Below are 21720 nucleotides of genomic sequence, written 5' to 3' on the forward strand. Positions count from 1 at the left end.
GTTCACTCCCCCACCCGAGTCCTGAGTTCCTCAAGATGGGCAACAATCCGGGCCAAAACGCCGTTGACAAAACGGCCGGACTCTTCCGTGCTGTACCGTTTCGCCAGTTCCACCGCTTCATTCATCACTACACTCACTGGGGTTGCCGGGACATGGAGCAATTCATAAACAGCGAGGCGAAGCACATTCCGGTCCACTGAAGCCATTCGATCCAGGTCCCATCCGGTGCTGTACGTCCGAAGAACGCCATCGACACGGCGTCCTTCCTCGAGGGTACCGAATAACAGTCTTCGGGCAAACTCCTCATCTTCCGGGCTCGGATCCCCCGCGGCCTCCCCGTCACCCCGCAGCCGCCATACCTGTTCCAGCGCTTCTTCAGCGTCGGTGCCGCCGAGATCCACGGCGACCAATGCCTGCAACACCTTTTCCCTGGCGGCTCGTCGACTCACCCCGCCTACCCCCTCACGAATCCCGGTATCTCGACGGCAACAGCCGTTCTATCACGTCTCTCCAGTCTTCCCGGCGCTCCCAGGCCCCTCCCCATACATAGCCTAACCAAACGAAGAACGCAAAGATCAGTGCCCGCCAGAACCCCACGAACAAAAACACCACCCCGGCCACAAGCCCCAGAACAGTGCCGAGAAGTCGACCCGGATGGTTTTCCCACAACCACTTCAACAATTGCGCAATTTGATTCATCTTACAACACCCGCCGCCGGTCTCGGTTGCCCTTCCACAGCACTTCCCCCGCAACCCCGGACACATACACCCGCACGTCCGAAACGCCCAGTCCGGACGTCTGCTCCACATATTCCCGAACCGACAACTGGAGTTGTTCAATCAAGGGCGGCACCGCTACATCGGGCTTGACCACCACTTTCAGCCGAATGGCCACCCGCTCCCCGCTCGGGTGAACCCTGGCCGTCAGCTCGTCCACTCCGCGAATCTGCCTCGCCACCCGAGTGGCCATCTGTTCCACCGCTTCGAGGGCGATGGACACATCCCCCTCGGTCCGGTGAAGCACCACGGCCGCCGGGTCTGCCGGAGCCCCTCGTAAGAAGAGGAACCGCAAGCTCACGACCACGAGCAAAATGCACACCGCCAAAACGGCCGCGGGGTCGATCCGAGCCGCCCACCGCGCCACGACGTCCCATCCCGCCGCCCACAGTGCCGCGAAAAGCGCGACAACCCCCACGACCAAAGCGTAGACTCCAAGCAAAATGCGATCGACAATGTGCACGAGCCCACCTCCCGACGTCTCCGGCGGCCGACCGTTGTTACATCACTCGAGGGGAAGTCTCTTCTGCCTTCTCTTCCTGCCGGAACGCCACCCCCAGCACATGGACGTTCACTTCCACCACTTCCAACCCCGTCATCGTCTCAATGGCGCGTTTCACATTCTCTTGGATCGCCCCGGCCACATCGGGAATCCGCGCCCCGTATTCCGCCACGATGGACACGTCCACAGCACACTGTTTCTGGCCGACCTCGACCTTGACGCCCTTAGACAGGTTTTTGCGCCCCAACAGCTCGGCAATACCGCCCACGACACCGCCGCTCATCCCGGCCACCCCGGGCACCTCTACGGCAGCGAGGCCAGCAATCACCTCAATGACCTCATTGGCAATTCGAATACTACCCAATTCCGTTATGGAGTCATCCGGTTCGACCATCTCCGTCACCCCGTCTCGATCCTGTCATCACTTTCCTGTACTTGCAGTATAACAAAGCGCCCCGTCGGGAACAATGAACCCCTCAAACTTCTTGCACCTCGACGCACAACCCACAGGGACGGCGCAACTCCGGAGCCGCCCAAGTTTTCTTTCACAGTTCATGGGTCTCTAAAAACTGGGTGGTCACATTGCCTTCAATGAAATCCGGATGATCCAATACCTTCAAATGAAACGGGATGGTCGTTTTAATGCCCTCGATGCGAAACTCCGCCAAAGCCCGTTTCATTCGGGCGATGGCCTGTAGGCGGGTCGGTGCCCAGACAATCAACTTCGCAATCATCGAATCGTAAAAGGGCGTTACTCGATAACCGGAATAGGCGGCACTGTCGACCCGCACTCCGATACCCCCCGGGGGGAGGTACTCCTGAATCAGCCCTGGAGATGGCATAAAATTCTTATTGGGATCCTCCGCATTAATCCGGCACTCGATCGCCCATCCCCGGAGTGAGACGTCCTCTTGCGCCATGGACAATGGTTCCCCGGCGGCGACGAGAATCTGCTCCCGCACCAGATCGTACCCTGTTACCCACTCTGTTACCGGATGTTCCACCTGAATCCGGGTGTTCATCTCCATAAAATAGAATTTCCCGTTTTTATCGAGCAGGAATTCCACCGTCCCGGCCCCGACGTACCCGACAGCCAGGGCCGCCCGAACCGCCGCCTCCCCCATCTCCTTGCGCAATTCCGGGGTCAATACGGGGCAAGGTGCTTCTTCGATCAGTTTTTGATGACGTCGCTGGATCGAGCAGTCCCGCTCTCCGAGGTACACGGCGTTCCCGTGCCGATCCGCCATGATCTGGATCTCGACGTGGCGCGGTTCCTGAACGAGTTTTTCCAGATACACACCAGGGTTCCCGAAAGCCGTTTCCGCCTCGGTCCGGGCCATCTCAATCCCCTTGGCGAGCTCCTCCGGGGTCCCGGCGGTCCGCATTCCCTTTCCACCGCCCCCCGCGGTGGCTTTGATTATCACGGGATAACCGATCTGCTGAGCCACCCGAAGAGCTTCCTCGGTGCTCTCGATCAAACCGTCAGTTCCCGGAACCGTGGGAACCCCCGCCCGCTTCATCGTCTCCTTAGCCACCGATTTATCTCCCATCTGCTCGATGGCCGAAGGAGGAGGACCGATGAAGGTAATATTGCAGGCGTTACACACTTCGGCAAAATCGCTGTTCTCCGCCAGGAATCCGTATCCCGGATGAATGGCGTCCACGCCGGTTTTCGTCGCCAGGCTCATGATGCTGGCAATATTAAGGTAACTCTGCTTGCTCGGTGTGGGGCCGATGCAATACGCCTCATCGGCCATCTGAACGTGAAGAGCTTCCCGGTCTGCTTCGGAGTAAACGGCCACCGTTTGAATACCTAGTTCCCGGCAGGCGCGAATAATCCGGACCGCGATTTCTCCCCGGTTTGCGATCAAAATCTTCTTAAACACAGCCATCCCCCCGTCAATCCAAGCGAACTCGGAACAGGGGCTGTCCGAACTCGACCAACTGGCCGTTTTCCGCCAGGATTTCTACGATCTCTCCGCGGCAGTCCGCCTCGATCTCGTTCATCAGTTTCATGGCCTCAACAATGCACACGATCGTCTTCTCGTCGACCCGACTGCCGACCTGAACATAAGGATCCGCGTCTGGCGCAGGGGCGCGGTAAAAAGTGCCGACCATGGGCGAAGTAATGGTATAAAGCGAGGCATCGACCTCCGATTTCCCCCCGCCGTTACCGGTCCCCTCAGACTTGGACTCCGGGGTTCGGGGTTCCGGGGTTGCCGGAGCGGTCTGCTCTTGGATTGCGGTGGTCTTCTCCACCGGCGCAGCCTGGGGCAAAACTGCTGAGGCAGCGGGGGCGGCCGGCGCTACCGCCGGAATGGGAGCCGCCGCCTGGGCTTTTCGAATGGACAAGCGGGCCCCCTCCGATTCCACCTCCAATTCCACTACGCTGGTTTCGTCCATCAAGCGAATCAATTCCCGAATCTCTGTTACCCTGAACATGCCGTGGTCACTCCCTGTGTGCATTCGTTCACTTGGACAAGTATACCACAGCGCTATGAAGAGCGGCCACAGACACGCAATTCGATCCTACGGTTCGACCCGTTTTCAAACAAAATGGACTGTTGGTCAATAACGCCAACAGTCCTTGAAATGCCCATGGCCCCCAGGGCCCACTGGACGTTTCGCCTCATTCGTGCCAGTATACCGTGATGTTCGACGCCGGGATCCCCATCTGTTGATGGACGATGCCCATCACGTTCACGGCCTGTTGGGGTGACAGCGAGGACGCTTGTACGTAGACGGTGACGTGGTCATAATTCACATCCCCGCTCCCGGAAGGCAGGATCACCGCCTGCGGGAACCCGGCCCCTTTGAGCATTTCCACCGTTTGTTCCGCTTTTCCCTGCATGGTGGTAATCTCCTGCAGTTGTTGGTTGGCCTTGGCCACCTCCTCACTGGACGATTTCGGGTTCGCGATGACTTGCTGAAGTTGCTCCATCACCCCGGACTCCCGTTGGGTTTCCTTCAATGCCATTTCCGCAAAATAATTGCTCCCCGAGCTGTTTTGCGCCCCTGTGCCGCCCCCAGAACCGGCCTGGGATGAGGTGGCCGAATTCTGCCCCGACGCCCCGGTTCCAGAGGTGCCCGCGCCGCTGGCGGTACCCCCGGCGCCATGAGTAGAACCGGTTCCCCCTTGGTCGCCGGTGGCTGAAGGAGGAAGCGGCGGCAGCGTGTCCGAATTCGTCGTTCCTGCCCCACTCGCGCCTTGGGTCTGTTCCCCCGTGGTCGGCAGAGGTTTATTCTCACTGTTCACCGTGTAATAACCGATGACCATCAACGCCAGCACCATCATCGTCGAAAGCCACACCGATTGCCTCTTGACCAATCTGTCTCCCCCCGTCTCCTTCGGTTCGGAAACCGCGGCCGGCCCGCCTGCCTGGATTCATTGGCCGGGCACCACGGCAACACGATGCGGCGGCACACCGAGGACGGCCGCCACAGCCTGCACGATCTCCGCCTGCACTCGGGCGTCCTGAGCCCCCTTGGCAACCACCAGCACCCCCCGGACTTGGGGCCTGAGCCGTTTGACGATCAGGGGCTGGTTCTGCCCAGCCAACACCACCTGGTCGTTCGACGACTGGCTCGTGGTCACCCGGGTCCCACCCTGTTTGTCCGTTTCATTAATCGTCTGGTTCTGGTTCTGATCGTTGCGTGCGTAGACCACCTCCTCGGTCGAGTCCACATTCACCATCACCCGGACATCCTGCACCCCAGGGAGTCGGCTTAGAAGGCTGGTCAACTGTTGTTCGTACGCTTGCTCATAGGCCTTCATTTCCGCCGAACCCCGACCGGCTTGGTCGGTCGCAGGGACCGACGGGGGATTGACCGGCGCCCCGGACGAGCCGCGGTTCAACGCCCCAAGGGCGATGAGAACCACCCCGAGAATCCCCAAGATCCACAACCATTTTGATCCAGTTGCAAAATTCCAGTTCACCCCGCCCCCCCTCCCATTCCCGAGGTATCATTCTGTACATCGACCAGGGAAGGATCGATGCCGAGATCTGCGGCAACGGCCTGGGCCACCGAGCGCCGCAGGGCCGCATCCGCCGAAGGGGCAGGCTTCTGATCGGGCCCGATCTCGACAGGCCGGACGGGGGTAACCAGCGACCCCGTCGCCCCGGAACCGGATCCCGATGGGCCGCCAGAGGGAGCCGGCGGCAAAGGCGGCCCAAGAACTACCACGATCCGGTGCAGAACCGGAGGTTTGGGCACCGGGCCGGGAGCCGCCGGCCCCGCCTCCACTTGAACGGAGGCGACCGCGTGTCCGGACGCTTGGACCGCCCGCTCCGCGACCCGGCGACGGATTTCCTCCGTCCAGGCACCTTGGGCTTGTTGAGCTTCCCAGGCCATGACCCGATCCGTCAACCCCGAAGCGGACGAACCTGCAGTTGCAGGTTCCCCAAGGGAAGCCACCGCCGCCTTCCAGGCTTCGGTCATGTGAAAGACTTGCATCAGCGGGGTCAACAGCGTACCCACCACCACCAACCCCATGACCACCTTGACATAGCGCTGCATCGTGTTCGTCGGCAGCATCCAATCCAGGAAGGCGGCGGCCAAGAGTACCAACACCACTTGTCTGAGCCACGCAACCAGCGCGTCCACCCCGTCACCTCGCCATGACCGACAGATTCCCCACGGTGATCACAGCAGTGATACCCAGGAAAAACATCATCCCCACCGTGGCCACCGCCGCAAAGAGGATCATGAGCGTCTTCCCGATCGCTCCGAGACTCTGGGCCAGCATCGACGTGCCGAGGGGTTGGACCAAGGCACCGGTGATGTTGTACACCATGGCCACCGTCAGGATTTTCAGAGCCGGAAAGGCGCAAATCATGAGCATCACCACTGCTCCCGCCACGCCGACGACATTTTTGAGGAGAAGGGACGCACCGACCACCGTTTCCGTAGCATCGGAGAACATTTTGCCGACAACCGGGACGAAACTGGCGGTGGCGAATTTCGCCACTCGAATCGCCACGCCGTCCGCCACCGCCCGGGTTCCCCCGGAGATGGCGATCACGCCGAGAAAGACTGTGAGACACAAGCCCAGCACCGTGATGGCCGCGGTCCTCAGGACCCCCGCCAATTGGGTTGCCCGGTACCGCTCGGACAGCAAACTGGTGATGTCCAGCACTGCGCTGAAAAAGATCAGCGGGATGACCACCGTCGTGGTCACATAGCTCACCACGTGGGTGATGCCAATGGTCAATGGGTGAAGCATAGCCGCGGTACTGAAAGCCCCCACCGCGGCCAAAAGGGCCGTCAACAGAGGCAACACGGCGAGCATACAATCGATCATCATTTGAACGGCTCCCCGGGCGGCCCCCACCGCTCCAAAAAACGATTGCACGGCGAGAACGAGGAGGGCCAGGTACACCCCGGCGAAGGCAATCCGGCTGACCTCGGGATGGGAGAAAGACCCTTGCAAGGTCTCCAGGACCGCGGCGAAAATCGCAAGCAAGATCAACATGCCGAGCAAACCCAAACTCTTTCCCCACTCATCGAGGACAAACCGGGCCAGTCCTTTTAGCACCGCCCAGGATCCGGACCCATTCTCCACAAAACCCACCACGGAGGGAATACTGTCCGGAGGGAGATAGCCCCCGTATTTCTCCACGATGTCCCGCCAGAATTGCTCTACGCTGCGGGTGTCCACCCCGGGGACGTCCATCGCACCCGGGCCAGTGCCGGCGGGAGCTGCAGGCCCCGGTGTCGAGGCGCCGGGAGCCTCGGACGGCGGAGCCAATGCGGGCGGTGATCCGGACGGCAGGGATGGAGAGGGCGGTGCCGGCCCTTGAGAAGGGACGGGGCCAAACCCTGGGCCGTACCCCGAAAGATCGCCGGCCCGCGTTCCGACCGGGACTTCTCCCCATCCGGGATCCGGCAGCGGCCCCGCCGCCCAGGCCCTTGTTCCAAGCCAGGCCCAAAGAATCCACAGCGTCGCCCCCACCAGAACCACAGCGGCCACCGCCCGCCAGGGGCTTTGGGCCGGCGATGGAATCTTCACACCTCCACCCCCATCCCCTTCACTGCAAGACCCGCATGACCGTCTCGACAACAGAAGTGAGGATCGGCACGGCGAGCACCATGATCATCACCTTGCCGGCCAGCTCGATTTTCCCCGCCAATGCCGACTCCCCGGCGTCCCGCACGATTTGGGCGCCAAACTCGGCGATGTAAGCGATGCCGACGATTTTAAAAATCGTCTGCACGAACATCCAGTCGATGTTCGCTGCACCGGCCAGGTGCTCCATCGCGCCGATCACCGTGCCCACCTTCTGGACGATGAGCATAAACAGCGCGGCTCCGGCGAACAACGACAATAGCAGAGCGATTTGGGGCGCTTGGGACCGGATCAGCGCAATGAGCACCGCCGCCGTCAACCCGAATCCGACGATTTGAAGAATCTCCATACCCGTCCCCCGGTCAATGCAGACGGAACACGTCCATAATCTCGTTGAACAATTGGCCGATGTAGTGGATCACCATAAACAGGATCACTACGAACCCCGTCAACGTGGCCCAGTGGGCAAACTCTTCCTTGCCGGACTGGCGCAGTACCGTATGAATAACCGCCACCAACACCCCGACGCCGGCGATTTGGAAAATGGCGCTCAAATCCAGTCCCACGACCACGGCCCCCTTCTCACATCAGCAAAACCACCACGGCAAGGCCGGCCAGAATTCCCACAGACCGCCACATTCGCACCCGCTGAGCCGCTTCCCCGGCCGCCTCCCGCTCCTGCACCGACAGCCGCTCCAAAGCCATGCGGATGTGTTTCCGCTGATCCTCCCGGTCGGATACACCCAGAGTCCGACCGAACTGCACCAAGATCTCTTCGTCCGCCGGCGCCAGTGCCAGTTCGGCGCACCGTTTTCCCACCGCCGCCTCCCAGTGAACCCCGGCACCGACCTCCGGCCGGCTTTCCAAACCCTCGGCCGCGTCGGCAAAGATCACCGCTGCGGGGGGCGCGCACACCCGGGCGATTCTCGCTAGGGCACGGGGCAAGGGCGTGGCGGAGAAAGCGATTTCCGTATCCAGCAATTGAAGTCCCGCTTGAACCGACCGTAGAGCCTCCACCCGCTTCCTGAGCCTTTCGGCCTTGTAAAACCCAAGACCCGCCGACGCGGTGAGCACAAAGGCGCTGCCGACCCATTGCAACAAGCTCATCCTTCGTCACCCCATGCTCCCGCTTCACGCCACCGGCCCAGGCCGGCCAGTTCCGGCTTTAGCCTGGTCCCGTTTCAATCGCCGACCGGCTTCATCAAACACCCCCTCCACCGTCATGGGCCCCTGGCGCCGGCTGAGCACCACGTACCGGCGGAAGAGCCGCCCCTCCAACAGGGGGCGCAATGCAGGCCGGGACTCGGCGTCAGCCAGGCTGGCGGCGTGGGCAGAAGCCAAAACCACCACTCCGGAACCCACCGCCTCCATCAGTGCGGCAATGTCCGCCGCCCCGCCCACTTCATCGGTGATCAACACCTCGGGGGACATGGAGCGCACCATCATCATCATGCCTTCGGCCTTGGGACACCCATCCAGGACATCAGTACGCGGGCCGAGATCATGGTAATGCCGCCCCTGAAAGGTCCCGGCCAACTCCGATCGTTCGTCCACCACCGCCACCTTGAGGGGCGGAACCCGGGGATGCCAGGCCCCGATGCTCAGATGGTAGGCGAGATCCCGAAGCAAAGTGGTTTTGCCACACTGTGGTGGTGACAGAATGAGGGTGCTGGCGGGCATGCTCATCCCATCGATCAACCAGGGGGCCAGGACTCGGGAAACACCGACAACCGGTTTGGCGATGCGAAAATTCAATCCCGTGATATCCACCTGGGTTTGAATCCGCCCTCCCGCCACCACCGCCCGACCGGCGAGCCCCACCCTGTGGCCGCCCGGCAGAGTAATGTACCCCCGGCGGAGTTCTTCCTCCAGCGCATAAAGGGAGGATTGGGACAACCCCTGAACGATCTGCATCAGTTCCTCGGTGGAGATGACCATTCCTCGATCCGCCGAACGGGCCAAACGCCCATCTTCGGTCAGAAAACCCTCGTGTCCCTTCGTACAGACTTGTACCGGCCGTTCCCGACGGATGCGGATTTCTTCAATTCCACTAAGTCCCCGGAAAAAGCCTTGCCGGAGCGCATCCCGAACCCTCCCGGGCATCAACCGAAGCACCACCCCGGGGACCGCGTCCCCCTCGCCCTCCTTCGCCCGCCGCTGATTCTCGACCTGGGACACCCTACATCCACCCTTTCGGGACAGAGGTTAGTACATCATATGGGACAGGGGTTGCTCATAGACCAATCCCTGGACGGATTCCGCCGGAATTCGCCCGTACCCCCTCGTCCTCGGAGGCATAGAATACATCGGTACATTCCATGCGGGGAGGAACATCGATGGACTGGTTAGCTGTGTTTATCAAGTGGGTCGTGGTGTTCCTTGTCATTTACCTGTTGTTTATGGTCATGGTGCTGACCTTCGTCCATATGAGACAAAAAAAACCAAGCCCCAGGTGGGCACCCTAGGGCTTGAAGTACATGTGTAGATTTCGTTAATGCTGGGTCGGTCAGGCCTGAGGGGGCTTGGATGACACCGCCGACCGACCATCCTGCCTGGATACTTGAGAATCTCCCAGGACCATCGTGTGATGACAATTGGGGCACTCGACCTCCGCTACCCCTTCGTCGTTGACGATCCCTTCATCCAGGTAAAGGGTATCGCCGCATTCCGGGCACTCCAAACGAATATAGGAAGTCTCCTCAATCTCATCATCCGCATCTAGATCGAGGAACTCCTCGACATCCCCGAGATCGTCGTCGATGAGATTTACATATTCTTCCAATTCCCGCTGACTGTCCGCCCAGTGTTCCACAGAAGCGGACAGACTGTCCAAAACGTCGACCAAACCGTGCAGCAAACGACCTTCCCTCGACTCGGGATCGACCTCAAGACCTGACGCGAGCCCCTTGAGATAAGCGATCTTTTCCCGCACTTGGCTTTCCACGCGGCATCCCCCTTTCGTCAGCCTGCCGAACCGGCGGGTTGCGGGCTCTCCCCGCCCGGCCGGAGGAACCGCCCCTAGTATGTACCCGGCGGGCCGACGGCATGCCGCAACTCCCTCAATCGGAAAAAATCCCCCACAGAATGAGGCCCACGCCGGCGAAGATGAGGACCATCCGCCCCCAGGACAGCTCCTCCGCCATCGCGGCGAGGCCTGTGGCCGTGACGAGAATCAGCACGGTAGGACCGACGAGCGCAAGGGTGGCGTTGATCGCCATCGCTTTCTCCAAGGACTGAAAATATAACATCAAGAGGCCGGCACACACCTCGATGCTGCCCGAGATCAGCCGAAGGGTTCCCATCGCGGTCACTGCGTGCTCCCTCAGTCCGTCCCACATCACTTTGGCCCTCCTGTCCGCATGTCCTCACCGGGGAATATATGCAGACAGGACCCCGGGGAGAACAAATCCCGGACTGGGTCACATCGAGCGACGCCACCGCCGATCACTCATTCCCCCGGCATTACCCGTGCCTCGTCAGGCCCGGCCGGCACCGAGCCGAGCGCCTGGTGAGAAAACCTCCTCTCTCCGGGAACATCCTCTCAGATCCCGCCCAGCGGGCCGCCCCGGGAATCTTCAGGCCCGGGACACGTACTCTCCCCGCCGGGTATCGATCACCAGCTTATCCCCCACGTTGATGAAAAAGGGCACCTGGACCACCAAACCAGTCTCCAGGGTGGCGGGTTTACTCCCCCCGGACGCCGTATCCCCCTTAATCCCCGGGTCTGTCGCCACCACTTCCAAAACCACGGTGTTGGGCAACTCCACCCCGATGGGCGTCCCTTCATGCAACATCACGTAACAATTCATGTTCTCCTTCAGAAATTTGGTTTCCCGCTCGAGTTGAGCCGCCGGAATGGAAAGCTGTTCATAGGTCTCGGTATCCATGAAAGTGTACGAATCGCCATCATTGTACAGGTACTGCATCTCCCGGGTCTCCACCCGGGCTTCCTGCACTTTTTCTCCAGCCCGGAATGTGGTCTCTTTCACCGCGCCGGTTTTTACGTTTTTCAATTTCGTGCGCACAAAGGCGGAGCCTTTCCCCGGTTTGACATGCATAAATTCGATCACTTGCCAAATCTCCCCGTCCACTTCGATGGTCACCCCGGGACGGAAGTCGTTGCTGGAAATCATTCGCCAATCCCCTTTCTACAAAATCAAAAGTTCTTTTGGGGAGAAGGTGAGCCGCGTACATCCTTCTGCGGTCATCACCACATCGTCCTCAATCCGGACCCCCCCCACCCCGGGCAAATAAATCCCGGGTTCAACCGTCACCACCATCCCCGGCCGGAGCACCTCTTCACTTTGTGCCGCCAAACGGGGATTCTCATGGATGGCCAAGCCCACGCCGTGTCCGAGGGAATGCCCAAAGGCTTCACCATACCCGGCATCTTCGATCACCCTTCGGGCCAGGGCGTCCGCCTCCCGACCCGTCATACCCGGGCGAAGATCCTGCAAGGCCCTCTGCTGAGCCTCCAGAACCACCTCATAGATCCGGCGTCGCCGGTCGTCTACCCGACCCACCGCCACCGTCCGGGTCAGGTCGGAACAATACCCCTCGTAAACACAACCAAAATCAAAGGTGACGAGGTCGCCGATCTCCAAAGTTTTTTGGCTTGCCACCCCGTGAGGGAGAGCCGATCGATGTCCCGATGCGACAATGGTCTCAAAGGAAGGCCCTTCAGCTCCGAGATCCTCCATCGTCCGTTCCAAAACCCGGGCCAGATCCAACTCCCGAACCCCGGGCCGGACGTGATCCAACACCGTTCGAAACGCCTGGTCCGCAATGGCGGCCGCCTTTCGGATTTTGGCCAGCTCATGGTCGTCCTTGACCATCCGAAGCTCTTCCACCAGCCCCGACGTCCCCTCTAAACGGATCGGATCCAGAGCGGTTTTCAGGCGCTCCCAGGTGCCTACCGTCATATGCTCCTGTTCAAATCCCAGGACTTGAACTCCCCATTCCTTCAAGACCTCGCTTAAGGTTTCCACCATCTGCGCGCCGTGCCGGACCACCCGGAGTCCCTGGACCTGGGTTTGCGCCTGTTCCACATAACGAAAATCCGTCAGGAACACGCCCTCTTCCCGGCCGACCACGACGTACCCCGAAGTTCCCGTAAACCCGCTCAGATACCGGCGATTATCGGGGTCGGCCACAAACAGCGCGTCCAGCTGACGAGCTTCCAACTCCTTCCGGACCCCTTCAATGCGTTCACGCACCTTCTCGTTCCCCTCCTCCTTTGCACGCCTCAAGTAAGGCCTCCAGGGCCAGTCGATAACCCAAGTCCCCCAGCCCCGCGATCACCCCTTTAACCACTGGCGATATTACCGAATGGTGCCGAAAGGACTCCCTGGCATGAACGTTGCTCAAATGTACCTCCACCGCCGGCAGGGGCACCGCCGCCAATGCGTCCCGGAGTGCGATGCTGTAATGGGTCAGCGCGCCGGGATTGATGACAATGCCGTCAAACTGTCCCCGGGCTTGATGAATCCGATCGATCAGCGCACCCTCCCAATTCGACTGAAAGGACTCGATCTCGCAGCCCCGCCCCCGGGCCCAGGCTTGTAAATCCTCGTCGATCTCCTGCAAGGTTTTCCGTCCATAGATCTCCGGCTCCCGCAGCCCCAACGCCCCGAGATTCGGTCCGTGCAACACCAAGAACCTGTACACCCTCCGCCTTCACCCCATCTCCGACGATCCTAAGTCTTTCGTCATTTTATCATTCTCCGCCTGGCGAACACAACGACGCCACCCGAGGGTCACGGTATATCCCCTCTCGACCGGGACCCAACCTGGAGACGGGGAATCGTGCACCGATGGCCCCCTTTCGTTGTATACTCGAAACGGATCGGTGCCAAAAACCATGGCAACCCCCACGAACGAAAGGATGGAGACTTATGCCTGAAACTGAAGGCCCGGTGGCATTCACCCAGATTTGCCTGGTGCGCCATGGGGAAACGGCATGGAATCGGGAACAGCGCCTGCAGGGCCACCGGGACGTCCCCTTGACCGACCTCGGGCAACAACAGGCGGAGGCTGTGGCCCGGCGTCTTGCCGAAGGGCGCTGGGATGCCGTGTACAGCAGCGATCTCATACGGGCCAGATACACCGCAGAGGTGATTGCCAAGGCATGCGGGATCAATTTTGTAACTGATCCGCGCCTGCGGGAACGCAGTTATGGGCAGTTGGAAGGGTTGACTCGGACGGAAATCGCCCAGCGTTACCCGCATTTGGTGGGGCACGGTTGGGAACACGAGCACTCCGGTGTAGAACCCTGGGAGAGGATGGCCGACCGCGCCCAGGAAGCCCTGGCTGACATGACGGCTCGACACAAGGGGTCCCGCCTTATCGTCGTCAGCCACGGCGGCTGGATTCGCGCCCTGCTCGGCCGCCTGTTCCCCAATTGGGATCTAAAATCTCCCATCGACAACACGAGCATCACCATGTTGCACCAGGAGGGGGACAAGTGGCGGCTTCTCGTCGCGAACGACATTTCTCACCTCGTGGAACCGCGAATAAGCCAAGGGGATGTCGTTTAACCTAAACACGGCGACACGGCCAAATTTTAGCCCAAGCCTTGGAGGTGAACGACCAACGATGAACGTTCAGCAACTCCAGCAGGCCGCCCGACAAGCCCAGGACCTGTGCAACCGGCTCATTGCCCAGGAACAGCAGAATGCCGCACAATTGAATCAGTTCGGCCAAGATACCTTTCAGAACATGTCCCAGCTCGAATCCAACGCCGCGAGAGAACTTCGCCAGATTCAGCAATTGTGTGCCCAGATCGAACAAGGACTGGCGGCCACTGCCCAGACCGGGGCTGTGTCGGGAGCCGGCATCGCCCCCATGCAGTCGGTGTCATACACCGCCCCCTATGGTCCGGCCCAGGGGTTAAGCCGTCCGGATATCCCCGGCGGAACCTTACAGCAAGTCATGCAGGCGGATCGAAACCCCTTTACGGGTCCTTGGTACCGCCCGACACCGGTATCCGGCGCCCAGTCCGCTGGCATACAGGGGGGAGGCGTTAACACCGCCGCCATCTCCCAAGTCCTCCAGGCGGACCGGCAGCCGGGGGCCAATCAGAACCAACCTGCCGGCTGGTACGGTTCGGCAGCCGGGCAAGCTGGCGGCCAAACCTGGCAAGCCGGGGGCCAGGGCGCTCAAGCGGCCGGGTACTCCCAGGCTGCCCAGGGTGTCAATCAGACCGCCGTGCAACAAGTTCTTCAAGCCGACCGAGGCCAGGGGGAAGCTGGGAATTGGCAACGCCAAGGCCAGGCGAGTCAGGCGGGTTATACCCAAGGATACTATGGTCAAGGAACTGGCGTGAATCAAGTGATGCAAGCCGCCCAGCGGGCCAACTGAAATTCAGCGGCGCACCCGGACCGACGGATCGAGGTGCCCCGGGGCACCTAGACCGCGTCGACACCACTCAAGAGGGGCCTTTCTTCGAGGCCCCTCGTGGTATTTTACAAAGCCCACGGTCTAGGAGGATGGCTCGCCCGTCCAACGCAGCACCGGCGCACGGGCCGCCCGGGTTTCGTCCAAACGGGAAACCACCGTCGTATGCGGGGCTGAACGCACCTTTTCAGGATCGGATTTCACCTCTTCGGCGATTTGAACCCACGCGTCGACAAAAGCATCCAGCGTCTCTAGACTTTCGGTTTCCGTCGGCTCGATCATCAAGGCTTCTTCTACGATTAACGGAAAATACACCGTGGGCGGGTGAAACCCGAAATCGATCAGCCGCTTCGCCATATCCAACGTTCGCACGCCTTGGCGTTTTTGCCGGGCTCCGGAAAGGACGAATTCGTGTTTGCAGGTCCGACCGTAAGGCAACTCAAAGTACGGCGCCAATCGCCTCATCAAATAGTTCGCACTGAGCACCGCGTCCTCGGACACCCGCCGCAGACCCTCGGGTCCCATCGCCCTGAGGTAGGCGTAAGCCCGAACCAACACCCCGAAGTTCCCGTAAAACGAGTGCACCCTCCCGATGCTCTGGGGGCGATGGTCGTCCAGCACCACCCGGCCCCCTTCCCGCCGGATCACCGGAGATGGCAAAAAAGGTTCCAAGAATGCCTTCACGCCTACGGGGCCCGCCCCGGGGCCGCCGCCGCCGTGGGGCGTGGAAAAGGTTTTGTGCAGGTTCATGTGAACCACATCGAAGCCCATATCCCCGGGCCTCGCTTTCCCGAGGATGGCGTTCGCATTGGCCCCGTCATAATAGAGGAGTCCCCCGGCCGCGTGTACCCGTTCGGCAATCTCAACAATCTGTTCCTCAAAAAGGCCCAAGGTATTAGGATTGGTCAACATGAGAGCCGCTGTGTCCCCGCCGAGCACACGCTCCAGGGCCCGGAGATCGACCCCTCCCCGGTCATTCGACGGCACCGTCACCACCCGAAAACCGGCCATCGCCGCACTGGCAGGATTCGTTCCGTGGGCGGAATCGGGGATGATCACCGTCGTCCGGTCTTCTCCCCGGGACCGGTGATAGGCCCGGATCATCATCAACCCCGTCCATTCACCCTGGGCGCCGGCCGCGGGCTGGAGACTCACCGCGTCCATGCCCGTTACCGCCGCCAGGGCTTCTTGCAGCGCAGCCATGAGTTTTAGGGCTCCTTGAACCGTTTCAACCGGCTGGAGTGGGTGAAGGCCGGCAAAACCGGACATTCGGGCAAACTGTTCATTTCGTTTTGGATTGTATTTCATCGTACAAGAACCCAAAGGATAAAAACCGAGATCCACCCCGTGATTGCGCCGGGAAAGTGCCGTGTAATGGCGAATCACATCGGGTTCGCTCACTTCTGGGAGCCCGGGCGGGACCTGCCGCAGATAGTCCCCGGGCAGCGCGTCTGCCAGATCCACCTCGGGCACGTCGCAGGCCGGGAGGTCCACCCCCCGCCGTCCGGGCCGGGATTTTTCAAAAATCAACTGCATGTCGGTCACGATCGAACCCCCTCTTTCACCGCATCCACCAAACGGTCCATTTCCGCCCGGGTCCGCTTTTCTGTCACTGCCAAAAGCCAGCCTCCCCGCCAATCTGTCCGGTACTCGCCAAGATCCAGGCCGCCCAAGATCCCTTGTTGCAACAACACCCGGTTCACCTTCGCCGGATCCACGGGTAGGCGCAGGGCAAACTCGTTGAAGAAGGGCGCCCCGGGGATGAGGGGCTCGACGCCGGGGATCCCCGTCAAGCGGTTGAACAGATAGTGGGCTTTTTGTAGATTTAACCCCGCGAGATCGGCCAAGCCACCGGGCCCCAAGGCCGCCAGGTAAACGGTTGCCGCCAAGGCATTCAAGGCTTGGTTGGAGCAAATATTCGATGTCGCTTTTTCCCGGCGAATGTGCTGCTCCCGGGCCTGGAGGGTCAGGACGAAACCCCGGTGTCCACGGGTATCCACCGTTTGTCCCACGATTCGGCCGGGCAGGCGGCGCATCAGCGCCCGGGAGGAGGCCATGAGGCCGAGATACGGCCCTCCGAAGGAAAGAGGGTTCCCGAGGGGCTGCCCCTCGGCCACGGCGATGTCCGCTCCGCACGCGCCCGGCGACTCCAAAACGCCTAGGGCGACGGGATAGGCGGCGACGATGAGCAGCGCCCCGACCTCGTGGGCCCGCCGGGCAAAGTCGCGAAGGGGCTCCACAATCCCGAGAAAATTGGGGTACTGGACCACCACCGCCGCCACCGATTCATCAAGCTCGTTTAAGGCTGCCGCCGATGAGCGGCCATCGGTATCCCGCCACGCCACCACTTCTACATCCTGCGCCTCACAATAGGTGCGGATCACCCGGCGATACGCGGGGTTGAGGAGGTCGGACACCCACACCCGGCTCCGGCGGGTTGCCGCGCAGGCGGCCAGCGCCGCCTCGGCGGTGGCCGAGGCGCCGTCGTACATCGAAGCATTCGAAACCTCCATGCCTAGCAACTCGCAGACCATGGTTTGATACTCGAAAATCGCCTGGAGGATCCCTTGGCTGATCTCGGGTTGATAGGGAGTATAGGAGGTGTAAAATTCGCTGCGACCGATAATTGCATCCACCACCGCAGGAACGTGGTGATCGTAGGCACCGGCTCCGAGAAAACAGGCCATCTCAGCAGCCGGTCGATTCTCCCCGGCCAACTCGGTCATATGCCGATCCAACTCCACTTCCGACAGACGCTCCGGAACCTGCAAAGCCCCGCGAAATCGCACTTCTTCCGGAATGTCGTCAAAAAGTTCCTCAATGTCGGAGATCCCGAGCACCGCCATCATGCGCCGCCGGTCTTCTTCTGTGTGCGGCAAGTAACTCCACGCATTCACTGCACTCCCCCCAATCCCGGTGCGCCGGCTCCCTTCGCCGACGACCGCGCTCTTTTATAAAAGGGCTTTTCCACCACCGTGGCGGCCAGGGATCTCCCTCGCACTACCACGTCCAGGGCCTGACCGGGCGAAGCGAATTCCTCCTCCACCATGGCCAGTCCGATGTTGCGCTGTACAGTGGGCCCAAAAGACCCGCTGGTCACCCAGCCGATTTCCCGTCCCCCAGACTTCACGGCATAACCCGACCGGGGAATGCCCCGGTCCACCATAACAAGACCTACGAGCCGCCGGGTCACCCCCCTCTCCAGTTGGGACAGCAGGGCGTCTCGGCCGATAAAATCCCCGGCGTCCCATTTGACAAACGCCTCGAGGCCGGCTTCCAAGGGCGTGATCTCTTCGGTTAGTTCGTGGCCATAAAGCGGCAGCGCCGCCTCTAGGCGAAGAGTATCCCGGGCGCCCAGCCCTGCGGGGATGAGGCCCATGGGCCGTCCGATCTCCAGCAGTCGGTCCCATAGTTCCAGCCCTCGGTCAGCGGGGACATACAGCTCAAAACCATCTTCCCCCGTATACCCCGTGCGGGAAATCAGGCCCTGTACCCCGGCCACCGATCCCACCTCGGCCCGAAAGGGTTTCAGACTCTCGCCATCCCCTTTCGCCGCCCGCAGAACCGCCACAGCCTCGGGGCCCTGCAGGGCGAGAAGAGCGGTCTCCTCGGTACGATCGGCGATTTCGACGCCCGGAAGGCGATGCTCCTGCAGCCAGGCCAAATCTTTGGCCGTGTTGGCCGCATTGACCACCAGCATGTAGCGATCTGCATCCAGTCGGTAGACCAACAGATCGTCCACCGTGCCGCCGCTGGGCAGGCACATCATCGTGTACATGGCCCGGCCCGGCGAAAGGGCGGCGACATTTCCGGTGACCATCCGCTGAAGAAAAGGCGTACTTTCTGGCCCGGAGATTTCGAATTCGCCCATGTGGGAAACATCGAACAGCCCGGCCCGGGTGCGCACACCCCGGTGTTCTTCCAGGATCCCCGCGTACTGGACCGGCATATCCCAGCCGCCGAACTCGATGATTTTTGCCCCCATCGCCTCATGGGCCGGGTAGATCGGTGTCCGCTTGCCCATCGTGCTCCCTCCCGTTTCACCGAAAGCAAAAAATGAAAAAGAGACGAGGTTTCCCATCCCCGTCTCTCTGTCCTTCAACCTGAGAGCATGCCCGGATGGCCGCCGGTCCATTCGCCGGCCGTCCAGGTTACCCCTTTGGTGGCCCCGGCCATCGCCGGGGCACTCTCCAGAGACTCGTCCGGATGCGGTACTTTTGCCTGAGAGTTTCGCGGGAGGATCGGGAATCCTCCCCTTGCTCCTTCGGCGGTGCATCAGCACCCTCTCCCGCACCCTTCATCCGACATCGCATCAGTTGGTTGGATATTCTTCATATTACCGAAGATCGGGGCCAGGCGCCACCAGTTTTCCGCCGTGCGTAAAAAAAAGAGAATGGACACACACTAAGGCTGTCATGTCTTGGGGGGATGGATCGTGAATCACCTGCCGGAGGTGGAATTCAATGAATCCGCCTTTGACGAGTTCGTGACCCGGGTCCGGGAGGATCGCTGGGACTCTTGGGCCATGTTTCAATTGGCCCTGGAAGCACACCGGCGGCAGTTGACCGAGGATTTTGACCGTTTAACCTGCATCGAACAACTGCCCGCAGTCATTCCCTATCCGCACCAACTCCGCACCGCTGAGCGAGTGCTTCGAGAATTTCGCGGTCGGGCGATCCTCGCCGATGAAGTGGGCCTAGGTAAAACGATCGAGGCAGCATTGGTTCTCAAGGAATATCTAATTCGGGGTCTTGTGCAAAAAGCCTTAATCCTCGTCCCCGCATCCCTCGTGCTGCAGTGGACACGGGAATTGAACGAAAAATTCAACATCCCCGCCTTCGCCCAAAGAAACGAATGGTCTTGGTCCACCTACAATATTTTGGTCGCTTCCATTGATACCACCAAGCGGGACCCCCATCGCCAGGCTGTTCTGAGCCAACCCTGGGACATGGTCATCGTCGACGAGGCTCACAAGCTCAAGAACCGCAAAACGAAAAACTGGCAACTCGTCAATCAGTTGCAGAAAAAATATTGTTTATTGCTCACTGCCACGCCGATTCAAAATGACCTGCGGGAACTGTACAACCTGATCACCCTATTAAAACCGGGACAGCTGGGGAGCTTCCGGGAGTTCTGCCGCAATTTCGTCGAAGATAAGCGAACGCCAAAAAATCCTGCCGGACTGCGCAAAGCCCTCGATGCAGTGATGATTCGGAATAAACGAAGCGAAGGCAATGTCGAGTTCACCAAACGGTACGTGCGCCAAGTCCCGTTGCAACTGTCTCCGGAGGAGCGCGTTTTTTACGAGGCCGTCACCGCCTTCATTCGGGAAGAGTACCGTCGGCGCATCGACACATCCCAAAATGTCCTTCATTTGATCACCCTACAACGGGAAATGTGCAGTTCGCCGTACGCGGCCTTGAACACCCTGGAACGCATGGCAAAGGATGAGGTCCATCCTGCGGGCTTTCGAGCCCGGTTGCTGGAACTGTGCGAACTCGGGGCTCGAATCCCCGCTTACACGAAAGTGGAAACCACCATCGACTTGGTGAACCAGATCCATGACAAAGTGATCGTGTTCACCGAGTATCGAGCTAGCCAAGATTTTCTTCTTTACATGATGAAACGGCGAGGCATCCCGGCCGTGCCCTTTCGCGGCGGATTCCAACGCGGGAAAAAGGACTGGATGAAAGACATCTTTTCGAAAAGGGCCCAGGTGATGGTCGCCACCGAAGCGGGGGGTGAAGGGCTTAACCTCCAGTTCTGTAACCAGATCATCAATTTTGACCTGCCCTGGAACCCCATGCGGGTTGAACAGCGCATCGGCCGGGTTCACCGTTTGGGCCAAACCCGGGATGTGTTCATCCACAACCTGGCCACGTCCGATACCATTGAACAATATATCGTTGAATTGCTCCAGGAAAAAATTCGCCTCTTTGAACTGGTCATTGGCGAACTCGACCTGATTCTCGGCAAAATGCGCTTATCCGCCGACGACTTTGAGCGACAAGTCATTCGTTGGATTATGGATGCTGAACATCCGGATCGGCTTCGGGAAAAAATGGACGAGTTCAACCGCGCTTTTGAGTCGGCGAAGGCCGAATGGGCCCGGGAACGCGCGACAGAGGGCGTGGAACTGCCCGGTTTAATCTAGAGGACGCCTGTAACCCGAGAGTTCCGCCACACAATACGCCCCTGGGGCGGCCGCCTGGAGGGAGTCCATGGAAAACATCGAAGCCATCCGCACCTTCGCGAGAAGCTACTTCATCCACACCGGCGCAACCCTCATCGAAGACAGCGATACGCGCCTTGCCGTACGCGTGCCCATCGAGATCGACAAAGAGCTCACCGACCGGCCATATTATTGGATGTGGGTGGAAGCCACCGGCCAGGAGGTGGAGCCGCCGACCTACACGTTCATTTTCGACCCTGAGGCCACCGAGGAAGAGGACGAAACGGCCGAATGGTTGGCCCCTGGAAGTTTTCGTCTGCAGCGAATGTACGAATCGGTATGTCGCCGGGGACGCTATGTACGCCAGTTTGAGGTGAGCCGTCCGGACATCTTACTCCGGCCGGTCCTCTTGGTGTATTGGAAAATCTCGTATGTCTCGGACCGGCGAAAAGATCGGTTATTGGCCGCCGCCGTAGACTTGGTGGAGGGGCGGGTCACCATCCGCACGGACGCCTCTTTGCCACCGGTGCAACTTTCTGACACTCCTTCGGCTCGACATTTTGAGAAAGCCCGAATCGACTGGCCAGAAGCCACAGGTCTTCTCCAGGCCGCCCTGCGCCTTCATCTTAGCCACGAGGATCACCGCTGGGCCGAGGAAGCCCTGGAGAGGCTTCGGGAAGAAGAGCAGCGCCTGGCCCTGTATTTTCAACAGATTCTTCGGGAACGGGAGGAGGATCGTCGCACTTTGGAAGCAGAGTGGGCTATCCGCCGGGAGGAACTGAAATGGCGTCTCGCCCCGCGTATCCT

General features: G+C 60.4%; 26 protein-coding genes, 1 pseudogene and 2 riboswitches. Of the genes and pseudogenes, 5 read left to right on the forward strand and 22 right to left on the reverse strand.

Features of this window, described 5'->3' with window-relative positions:
- Positions 1-2: 2 nt before the first annotated feature.
- The 14 genes from nusB to spoIIIAA form a co-directional block, all read right to left on the reverse strand.
- Complete coding sequence (gene nusB / locus K6T64_RS07690; RefSeq protein WP_288009384.1) at positions 3-449, reverse strand: transcription antitermination factor NusB; 447 nt, start codon at positions 447-449, stop codon at positions 3-5.
- Between the two features lie 13 nt (positions 450-462).
- Positions 463-699 carry a DUF2273 domain-containing protein gene (locus K6T64_RS07695; protein ID WP_170085250.1) on the reverse strand — a complete coding sequence of 79 codons (237 nt, stop codon included), beginning with the start codon at positions 697-699 and terminating at the stop codon, positions 463-465.
- 1 nt (position 700) lies between these two features.
- A complete protein-coding gene (amaP, locus tag K6T64_RS07700; RefSeq protein ID WP_100667225.1) occupies positions 701-1240 on the reverse strand; it encodes an alkaline shock response membrane anchor protein AmaP in 540 nt (179 codons plus the stop codon).
- A 37-nt stretch (positions 1241-1277) separates the two neighbouring features.
- Positions 1278-1673 carry an Asp23/Gls24 family envelope stress response protein gene (locus K6T64_RS07705; RefSeq protein WP_041304880.1) on the reverse strand — a complete coding sequence of 132 codons (396 nt, stop codon included), beginning with the start codon at positions 1671-1673 and terminating at the stop codon, positions 1278-1280.
- Positions 1674-1824: 151 nt separating this feature from the next.
- Positions 1825-3165 (reverse strand): acetyl-CoA carboxylase biotin carboxylase subunit, encoded by a 1341-nt coding sequence (gene accC, locus K6T64_RS07710; protein WP_288009414.1) that lies wholly within the window; start codon positions 3163-3165, stop codon positions 1825-1827.
- Positions 3166-3178: 13 nt separating this feature from the next.
- A complete protein-coding gene (gene accB, locus K6T64_RS07715; RefSeq protein WP_288009387.1) occupies positions 3179-3721 on the reverse strand; it encodes an acetyl-CoA carboxylase biotin carboxyl carrier protein in 543 nt (180 codons plus the stop codon).
- Positions 3722-3908: 187 nt separating this feature from the next.
- Positions 3909-4607, reverse strand: a complete 699-nt coding sequence (locus K6T64_RS07720) for a SpoIIIAH-like family protein (RefSeq protein WP_288009390.1) — start codon at positions 4605-4607, stop codon at positions 3909-3911.
- A 57-nt stretch (positions 4608-4664) separates the two neighbouring features.
- On the reverse strand, positions 4665-5216 hold the full coding sequence (spoIIIAG, locus tag K6T64_RS07725) for a stage III sporulation protein AG (RefSeq protein ID WP_288009392.1): 552 nt from the start codon (positions 5214-5216) through the stop codon (positions 4665-4667).
- Positions 5213-5884 carry a stage III sporulation protein AF gene (locus tag K6T64_RS07730; RefSeq protein WP_288009393.1) on the reverse strand — a complete coding sequence of 224 codons (672 nt, stop codon included), beginning with the start codon at positions 5882-5884 and terminating at the stop codon, positions 5213-5215. Before K6T64_RS07730 ends, spoIIIAG begins: the two co-directional genes overlap by 4 nt.
- Before the next feature lie 4 nt (positions 5885-5888).
- Entirely contained in the window at positions 5889-7289 is a 1401-nt protein-coding gene (spoIIIAE, locus tag K6T64_RS07735) for a stage III sporulation protein AE (protein WP_288009395.1), read from the reverse strand.
- Positions 7290-7308: 19 nt separating this feature from the next.
- Positions 7309-7695: a stage III sporulation protein AD gene (spoIIIAD, locus tag K6T64_RS07740; protein ID WP_100667218.1), complete on the reverse strand. Its 387-nt coding sequence runs from the start codon at positions 7693-7695 to the stop codon at positions 7309-7311.
- A gap of 13 nt (positions 7696-7708) precedes the next feature.
- The gene (gene spoIIIAC / locus K6T64_RS07745) at positions 7709-7912 is read right to left on the reverse strand and encodes a stage III sporulation protein AC (RefSeq protein ID WP_041303678.1); all 204 of its coding nucleotides are present in this window, start codon (positions 7910-7912) and stop codon (positions 7709-7711) included.
- A gap of 16 nt (positions 7913-7928) precedes the next feature.
- Positions 7929-8453 carry a stage III sporulation protein SpoIIIAB gene (gene spoIIIAB, locus K6T64_RS07750; protein WP_170099229.1) on the reverse strand — a complete coding sequence of 175 codons (525 nt, stop codon included), beginning with the start codon at positions 8451-8453 and terminating at the stop codon, positions 7929-7931.
- A 24-nt stretch (positions 8454-8477) separates the two neighbouring features.
- Complete coding sequence (gene spoIIIAA, locus K6T64_RS07755; protein WP_288009397.1) at positions 8478-9524, reverse strand: stage III sporulation protein AA; 1047 nt, start codon at positions 9522-9524, stop codon at positions 8478-8480.
- Positions 9525-9682: 158 nt separating this feature from the next.
- Here spoIIIAA and K6T64_RS07760 point away from each other — a divergent pair, with 158 nt between their 5' ends.
- The gene (locus K6T64_RS07760) at positions 9683-9811 is read left to right on the forward strand and encodes a hypothetical protein (RefSeq protein WP_269148834.1); all 129 of its coding nucleotides are present in this window, start codon (positions 9683-9685) and stop codon (positions 9809-9811) included.
- Positions 9812-9852: 41 nt separating this feature from the next.
- Here the strand turns inward: K6T64_RS07760 and K6T64_RS07765 are convergent, their stop codons facing one another.
- From K6T64_RS07765 to aroQ, 5 genes are all read right to left on the reverse strand, one after another.
- The gene (locus K6T64_RS07765) at positions 9853-10290 is read right to left on the reverse strand and encodes a CD1247 N-terminal domain-containing protein (protein WP_288009399.1); all 438 of its coding nucleotides are present in this window, start codon (positions 10288-10290) and stop codon (positions 9853-9855) included.
- 115 nt (positions 10291-10405) lie between these two features.
- Positions 10406-10684 carry a YqhV family protein gene (locus K6T64_RS07770; RefSeq protein ID WP_170099226.1) on the reverse strand — a complete coding sequence of 93 codons (279 nt, stop codon included), beginning with the start codon at positions 10682-10684 and terminating at the stop codon, positions 10406-10408.
- A 237-nt stretch (positions 10685-10921) separates the two neighbouring features.
- Positions 10922-11479: an elongation factor P gene (efp, locus tag K6T64_RS07775; RefSeq protein WP_013074770.1), complete on the reverse strand. Its 558-nt coding sequence runs from the start codon at positions 11477-11479 to the stop codon at positions 10922-10924.
- A 15-nt stretch (positions 11480-11494) separates the two neighbouring features.
- Complete coding sequence (locus K6T64_RS07780; RefSeq protein WP_288009401.1) at positions 11495-12562, reverse strand: M24 family metallopeptidase; 1068 nt, start codon at positions 12560-12562, stop codon at positions 11495-11497.
- Positions 12555-13013, reverse strand: coding sequence for a type II 3-dehydroquinate dehydratase (aroQ, locus tag K6T64_RS07785; RefSeq protein WP_288009403.1), 459 nt, complete (start codon positions 13011-13013; stop codon positions 12555-12557). Before aroQ ends, K6T64_RS07780 begins: the two co-directional genes overlap by 8 nt.
- A gap of 227 nt (positions 13014-13240) precedes the next feature.
- On the opposite strand from aroQ, the gene K6T64_RS07790 reads away from it, so the two are divergent.
- Both K6T64_RS07790 and K6T64_RS07795 read left to right on the forward strand, forming a co-directional pair.
- Entirely contained in the window at positions 13241-13882 is a 642-nt protein-coding gene (locus K6T64_RS07790; RefSeq protein WP_288009405.1) for a histidine phosphatase family protein, read from the forward strand.
- A 58-nt stretch (positions 13883-13940) separates the two neighbouring features.
- The gene (locus K6T64_RS07795; RefSeq protein ID WP_288009406.1) at positions 13941-14705 is read left to right on the forward strand and encodes a hypothetical protein; all 765 of its coding nucleotides are present in this window, start codon (positions 13941-13943) and stop codon (positions 14703-14705) included.
- A gap of 120 nt (positions 14706-14825) precedes the next feature.
- On the opposite strand, the gene gcvPB is transcribed toward K6T64_RS07795, so the two are convergent.
- From gcvPB to gcvT, 3 genes are read right to left on the reverse strand one after another with little or no spacing between them, the layout of a single operon-like run.
- Positions 14826-16277: an aminomethyl-transferring glycine dehydrogenase subunit GcvPB gene (gene gcvPB, locus K6T64_RS07800; RefSeq protein ID WP_100669198.1), complete on the reverse strand. Its 1452-nt coding sequence runs from the start codon at positions 16275-16277 to the stop codon at positions 14826-14828.
- Positions 16278-16282: 5 nt separating this feature from the next.
- Positions 16283-17638 carry an aminomethyl-transferring glycine dehydrogenase subunit GcvPA gene (gcvPA, locus tag K6T64_RS07805; protein ID WP_170085237.1) on the reverse strand — a complete coding sequence of 452 codons (1356 nt, stop codon included), beginning with the start codon at positions 17636-17638 and terminating at the stop codon, positions 16283-16285.
- The gene (gcvT, locus tag K6T64_RS07810; RefSeq protein WP_288009407.1) at positions 17635-18765 is read right to left on the reverse strand and encodes a glycine cleavage system aminomethyltransferase GcvT; all 1131 of its coding nucleotides are present in this window, start codon (positions 18763-18765) and stop codon (positions 17635-17637) included. Before gcvT ends, gcvPA begins: the two co-directional genes overlap by 4 nt.
- A gap of 64 nt (positions 18766-18829) precedes the next feature.
- Positions 18830-18938, reverse strand: a riboswitch (glycine riboswitch).
- A 2-nt stretch (positions 18939-18940) separates the two neighbouring features.
- A riboswitch (glycine riboswitch) is annotated at positions 18941-19042 on the reverse strand.
- 134 nt (positions 19043-19176) lie between these two features.
- Between gcvT and K6T64_RS07815 the strand changes: the two genes are divergently transcribed.
- Together K6T64_RS07815 and K6T64_RS07820 are read left to right on the forward strand one after the other, a co-directional pair.
- Positions 19177-20895 carry a DEAD/DEAH box helicase gene (locus tag K6T64_RS07815; RefSeq protein ID WP_288009408.1) on the forward strand — a complete coding sequence of 573 codons (1719 nt, stop codon included), beginning with the start codon at positions 19177-19179 and terminating at the stop codon, positions 20893-20895.
- A 67-nt stretch (positions 20896-20962) separates the two neighbouring features.
- Positions 20963-21709, forward strand: a pseudogene (locus tag K6T64_RS07820) (YqhG family protein); the annotation flags it as partial.
- Between the last annotated feature and the right edge of the window lie 11 nt (positions 21710-21720).

The sequence above is a fragment of the Kyrpidia sp. genome, assembly GCF_023512215.1.
In the GTDB taxonomy this organism is placed as follows: Bacteria; Bacillota; Bacilli; order Kyrpidiales; family Kyrpidiaceae; genus Kyrpidia; species Kyrpidia spormannii.